The sequence below is a fragment of the Lacinutrix himadriensis genome (assembly GCF_001418105.1).
Taxonomy (GTDB): domain Bacteria; phylum Bacteroidota; class Bacteroidia; order Flavobacteriales; family Flavobacteriaceae; genus Oceanihabitans; species Oceanihabitans himadriense.
Genome location: NZ_LIQI01000021.1, coordinates 1 through 4,922, shown reverse-complemented (window position 1 = coordinate 4,922; position 4,922 = coordinate 1). Strand labels below are relative to the sequence as shown.

General features: G+C 30.6%; 5 protein-coding genes. All 5 read left to right on the top strand.

What is annotated here, in order from left to right:
* Positions 1-921: 921 nt before the first annotated feature.
* The 5 genes from AMD28_RS07745 to AMD28_RS07725 all read left to right on the top strand — a co-directional run bounded on the left by AMD28_RS07745 (position 922) and on the right by AMD28_RS07725 (position 4,625).
* Positions 922-1,539, top strand: a complete 618-nt coding sequence (locus tag AMD28_RS07745; protein WP_055443590.1) for a hypothetical protein — start codon at positions 922-924, stop codon at positions 1,537-1,539.
* A 4-nt stretch (positions 1,540-1,543) separates the two neighbouring features.
* On the top strand, positions 1,544-2,002 hold the full coding sequence (locus tag AMD28_RS07740; RefSeq protein ID WP_055443589.1) for a hypothetical protein: 459 nt from the start codon (positions 1,544-1,546) through the stop codon (positions 2,000-2,002).
* 713 nt (positions 2,003-2,715) lie between these two features.
* On the top strand, positions 2,716-3,069 hold the full coding sequence (locus AMD28_RS07735) for a hypothetical protein (RefSeq protein WP_161804626.1): 354 nt from the start codon (positions 2,716-2,718) through the stop codon (positions 3,067-3,069).
* A 601-nt stretch (positions 3,070-3,670) separates the two neighbouring features.
* The gene (locus AMD28_RS07730) at positions 3,671-4,078 is read left to right on the top strand and encodes a hypothetical protein (protein WP_055443587.1); all 408 of its coding nucleotides are present in this window, start codon (positions 3,671-3,673) and stop codon (positions 4,076-4,078) included.
* Positions 4,079-4,100: 22 nt separating this feature from the next.
* The gene (locus tag AMD28_RS07725; RefSeq protein ID WP_055443586.1) at positions 4,101-4,625 is read left to right on the top strand and encodes a hypothetical protein; all 525 of its coding nucleotides are present in this window, start codon (positions 4,101-4,103) and stop codon (positions 4,623-4,625) included.
* Positions 4,626-4,922: the final 297 nt, after the last annotated feature.

The following is a 4,922-nucleotide window of genomic DNA, read 5'->3' as shown; positions in this document are numbered from 1 at the left end:
GTACAACATCGCATAAAAATAATGCGTAGATTAGTGTTTAAATAAAGAACAGTGCACTTTTGCTACTTCTGATTTTCCTGCGGAAAATCCTCGCACACAAAACCGCACTATTCTTATACGTAACCGTTGGCAACTATAACTCGGAAAAAATACCAAACGGAATTCTGCCAAACTTTACGCTGAAAAAATCACTCAAAATCGGAATTAAATATTGCGGAATTATTTACTCAGCTGCTGAATTTACTCTTGCGGAATTTAGCCTGTTTCGGAAAAGCCACTCAAACGGAATTAAAAAAAAGAATCACTTTGCGGACTTCACTCGGAATTGATCCATTAAGTGAAATAAAAAAACGCGATTACTCAAATGTCTCGCAACAGTTGCCAACAACGCATAAAAAAAATTGCTATATTTAGAACTAATTTTAAAAGTCGTTGCACTTTTGCTACATCTGATTTTCCTACGGAAAATCCTCGCACGCAAAAAACGCAACTATTTTTATACAAGACCGTTGGCAACTATAACTCGGAAAAATTACCAACCAAAATTCTGCCAAACTTTACTCTGAAAAAGTCACTCAAAATCGGAATTAAATATTACGGAATTATTTACTCGTCTGCGGAATTTACTCTTGCGGAATTTAGCTAGTTTCGGAATAACCACTCTAGCGGAATTTTAAAAAAACAAAACCACTTTGCGGACTTCACTCGGAATTGATCCATTAAGTGAAATAAAAAAACGCGATTACTCAAATGTCTCGCAACAGTTGCCAACAACGCATAAAAAAAATTGCTATATTTAGAACTAATTTTAAAAGTCGTTGCACTTTTGCTACATCTGATTTTCCTTCGGAAAATCCTCGTTCGCAAAAACGCAACTATTTTTATACAAGACCGTTGTAGTGCATTTGAGAAAAACCCGAAATGAACAAAAAAACTATTCTTTCAAAGAAAATTATTAGACAAATAAATAAATCGATTTCTGACTCTGAACACAAGATAAATATCGATTTCTTAAAGAAAGAAAAATATTATAATTATGAAATTGAAGAATGGTATGGAGAAGAATTCGGGATAAAAGGCGAGTTACGAAAAAAAATTATTGAAACTCTATTGAAAACATATTTTGAATGGAAAAATGAACTTGACAAACTAAATAAGGAATATTATTTAGCAATTTGGCTTTATAATCCAAGAATGCTAAAATCTGAAATTGTTTGCGCAATAGATGAAAAAATAACTTATTACAATCATGAAAGTTTTTTATCCAACAATAAAAATCCTGAATTTGACCCAAAACAAATCGAAGAATTATCTGCAAAATTGGAGCAATTTACTTGGGTTAAAAAATTTGATTTAGATTCGGTTCGAGAATGGGAAATAAATTTCCCAAAAGGACAATATGAATCGGAAAAGGAATATAATAAAGACCAAAAGTTTTATAATAAACTAATTCGAGAAAAATTTCACGTAGTAGAAAAAGATAACGAAAAAATTTATTTTCACCCGAAAGGAGACGTTTGGATTGGAAAACTGAAATAAAAAAATGACAAAGAAAAAAAGGAAAAAGAAATCGAATAAAAAAGAAATCAGTTCGATAAAAAAGATTGGATATATTTTACTGTTTACTTTTCCTATTTTCACTCTAATATATTTTAATAGTACAAATCGGAAAGAAAAGTTAGAGAATAATTCATTCATAACTTACGGAATTATTGAAAAGTTGAGACCAAATGTGTCAAAAAGTACGACAACAAGAAAAGACGTTGTTTACTATTACTTTGTAAAAAACGATACTGTTTTCCATAAAATAAAACAATTAACGAATGGTGGAATTGAAAATGCTGGAATCAAAACGGATGACTGTTACGAAGTAAAAGTTGTAGAGTCTGATTATGGAATTTTTGATATTGACTTTAAAAAACGAAAAGACACACTAATTGACAAAAGAAAATATAAAGTTCAAATATATAATACAAGTATTCATCGAAATATAATTGAATAAAAAACGCACTACAACACCGTATATAATTTATTGCTGGCTTTTTGCCTACTTACGAAAGTCCTCGCGGACTTTCTTGGTCGGTAATTATTTACTAAATTAGTTGCTTGAAACACGCAACAAACCATATACAAACACGTTAGCTACAATTACTCGGAAAAATTACCAACCAAAATTCTGCCAAGCTTTACGCTGAAAAAACCACTCAAAATCGGAATCAAATATTGCGGAATTATTTACTCGTCTGCGGAACTTACTCTTGCGGAATTTAGCTAGTTACGGAATAGCCACACAAACGGAATTAAAAAAAACAAAAAAAACTTTGCGGACTTCACTCGGAATTGAGCAATTTAGCGGAATAGAAAAAAAGCGTACTTACTCGAATGTCTCGTAAAAGTAGCTAACAACGCATAAAAAAAATTGCTATATTTAGAACTAATTTTAAAAGTCGTTGCACTTTTGCTACATCTGATTTTCCTACGGAAAATCCTCGCTCGCAAAAACGCAACTATTTTTATACAAAACCGTTAGCCACAAGTTAACCAGACCAACGAAAATTAGTAATAAATTCAAATTTTTAGATTTTTAATAAACGAATTTCAATCCGAAAATATAACTGAAACCAAAAAATGAAATTCCTGATTAACAAACCGCATCTGATTTTTTTACTTTCGATTCCAATAATAATCCTATTCGGAATATTAAACAGAAACGAAATGTTGGATATAAATGTTCACGATACTTATTTCGTTTTTAGCCAAATCGATTTAACCATTCTGATTTCAATTCTTTTCGGTATAATCGGAATTGGATATTGGATTATGCTAAAAGCCAACAGAAAGCTATCCAAATGGCTGAATTTAATTCACATTACGCTGACTTTTGGCGGAATTTTACTCATCTGGATTTTAGCGCAACTTTTCCGAGAATCAATAATGGAATATAATTTCAATAATAATCTGACTTTTGGAATTTATTTAATAGCTTTAATTGCAATTTTCGGACAGTTAATTTATCCGATAAATATAATAAGCGGAATAATTAAAAACCGGAATAAAACCAGTGGCTAACATCGTATAAAAAAAATTGCTAGATTAGTGCTTAAACAAAGGTAGTTGCATTTTTACCAACTTCTGATTTTCCTTCGGAAAATCCTCGCTGATAAAACCGCAACTCTTTTTATACAAAACCGTTAGCTACTATAACTCGGAAAAATTACCAAACGGAATTTTGTCAAACTTTACGATGAAAAATTCACTCAAAATCTGAATTAAATATTACGAAATTATTTACTCCAATTCGGAATTAACTCTTGCGGAATTTTACTTGTTTGCGGAATAACAACTCAAACGGAATTTAAAAAAATCACTTTACGAACTTCACTCGGAATTTATACATTACACGTAATTTAAAAAAAGAACCACTTTACGAACTTCACTCGGAATTGATCTATTAAGCGGAATTAAAAACGTGATTACTCAAATGTCTCGCAACAGTAGCTAACAACGCATAAAAAAAATTGCTATATTTAGAACTAATTTAAAAGTCGTTGCACTTTTGCTACATCTGAATTTCCTACGGAAATTCCTCGCACGCAAAAACGCAACTCTTTTTATACAAAACCGTTGTAAAACATTTGAAATTGACCTCAATAAGTGAAATTAAAATTTAATGGATAAAAGTATAATCGGAATTTTTTTTGCGCTTGGAATAAGTTTCTTTATTCTTTATTCGAGAAAAGCAAAATGGATAACACCCAAGAAGGTTTGGTTTTTCTGTTTAGGATTTTTGATTGTCGGAATTTTTGGCTTATTATCAAAAAATGAGTTAAGAAATGAAAGATTAATGTATTTTGGATTCTGTGTTCCTTTAGTATATTGGATTTTTGACAGATTATTTAAAAAACTGAGTGAAAAAATTCACAATAGAGATTTTATTCTCTTCTTAAGAAATTCGAGTGAAATTGATTATGGATTTTCAGCTGAAAATCCACACGTTAAAACCTCCGATAAATTATTTTCATTTGGGCTTTTAATAATTATTATTGGAACTTTATTTATCGGTATGAAAACATTATGAAAAAAAACGTTTTACAACAGCAATGAACACAGATAAATCAAACGAATTTCCTCATATAAAATTTGGTTCTCGTGGAGAAGGAATTTATTATAATCTGAATGGAAAGGAATATGGTTTTGATTCAACTTGTTTTGGTGGAATAAATATCTGTTTGAGAGATTTAAGCGATACGAATTTGGGCGAAAACCAAAAGACTAAAATGTTTATGGAAATTATTCAATTCGTAAATGAAAGAGAAAATGAAAAACCAATAATCTCTTACAATACTGACGAAAAAGATTCGGAATTGTGGAAGAAACTGACAGCTAAATTTAGTTCGCAAATTAAGGATGTTGAAATAACAAATAATGAAGAAGCGAATCAAACTTGGTATGAAAGTATGAAAGCTGATTTAGAAACGGGATTAACCGAAATCAATATCAGAGGTCTGAAAATAAAAACAATTAAGGATTTAGACAAACATTGGAATAAAATAAAATTTACGAAAGATGGTGAATCAAACGAAAAAGTCACTTTTTGGGACAAAATAAAAGCAAAACTGAAATAAAAACGTTTTACAACACCGTATATAATTTATTGCTGGCTTCTAGCCTACTTACGAAAGTCCTCGCGGACTTTCTTGGTCGGTAATTATTTACTAAATTAGTTGCTTGAAACTCGCAACAAACCATATACAAACACGTTGCCAAATATAACTCGGAAAAAAACCGAATGGAATTCCTCCAAAATTTACGAGGAAAAAATTACTCACAATCTGAATTAAATATTACGAAATTATTTACTCCAATTCGAAATTAACTCTTGCGGAATTTAGCTAGTTTCGGAAAAGCCACTCAAACGGAAT